We start from the raw sequence: 1,084 nt of genomic DNA on the forward strand, positions 1-1,084 counted from the left end.
GTACAGCGCCACCAGCGGCTGCCCGCCGATGCGGCCCACGCCGAGGTCCTCGCGCAGGCTCTTGCCGCCGCTGATCGGGTGGATCGGGTGCCCGGGCTGGAGCTGCGCCGGGCAGCTGCGCGGCGGGCCCTTGATGCGCGTCATCACCCASGGGCCACGGGTYTCGTAGGTGCCGCCGATGATGTTGTCGGAGTGATGGATCTCTTCGCCGTGGCGGGAATCGATGACCTGGCGCATGCGAAAGTGCACGCCGTCGGTCTCGTGGTCGAGGTAGGAGCACTCGCGGATCGTGTAGTCGTCCGGCGCATTGCGCACCGACGCGCAATACGAGCCGCTGACAGACTCCAGGATCTGGATCAGGTCACCGACTGCGGCCGGCACCGACGACGTCCACGCGCCGATGGCTTCGTAGTTCGCCCGGTACTGCGTGATGGGCTGTGCTGCAACCGACCCGACCCACCACAGGCACGCGTGCGCCATCAGCAGCATCAGCGCTGCCATCTTCCTGCTCTTCACGGAACGCTCCTCGTCTCGTCTCGACATCGGTGAACACCTGCGGTGTTCGACCGACTACCTGTGCTCGCGGCGAATGCTCTGGAGGAACTGCATCGACGCGGCCGGCGGATTAGACAGGAACGGAATGCCGGGAACAAGCGGCTGTCATGACGCATCGTTGACGTTTCAACGACGCCGCGCCCGTCGTGCCGACCGGCTGCCGAGGCCGCGGCGAGATTTCAGGGTGCTCAGTGCGCCGGCGCCAACGCCCGGGCGTGAGCCGACACCTTGAACACCGACACCAGCCGCATCAGGTCGCCGGCCTGCTGTTCCAGGCTCTCGGCCGCGGCCGCGCTCTGCTCCACCAGTGCCGCGTTCTGCTGCGTGCCCTGGTCGAGCGAGTTCACCGCCTGGTTGACCTGCGCGATGCCGCTGGTCTGCTCGGTGGTCGACGCATTGATCTCGGCGATCAGGTCGGTCACCCGGCGCACCTGCTGCACGATCTCGGTCATGGTCYGGCCGGCCTCGCCGACCAGCCGCGTGCCGCTGTCGACCTTCTCGACCGAGGCGTTGATCAGCGCCTTGATCT

2 protein-coding genes are annotated in these 1,084 nt (G+C 67.4%); both read right to left on the reverse strand.

The window, feature by feature from the left end; genetic code table 11:
• A partial coding sequence (locus tag AC1DXV_RS34925; RefSeq protein ID WP_477938087.1) for a hypothetical protein occupies window positions 1–516 on the reverse strand: 516 nt, incomplete at its 3' end.
• 227 nt (window positions 517–743) lie between these two features.
• A partial coding sequence (locus AC1DXV_RS34930; protein WP_477938088.1) for a methyl-accepting chemotaxis protein occupies window positions 744–1,084 on the reverse strand: 341 nt, incomplete at its 5' end.

It is taken from the genome of Rhizobacter sp. P3_C12, from assembly GCF_056402735.1.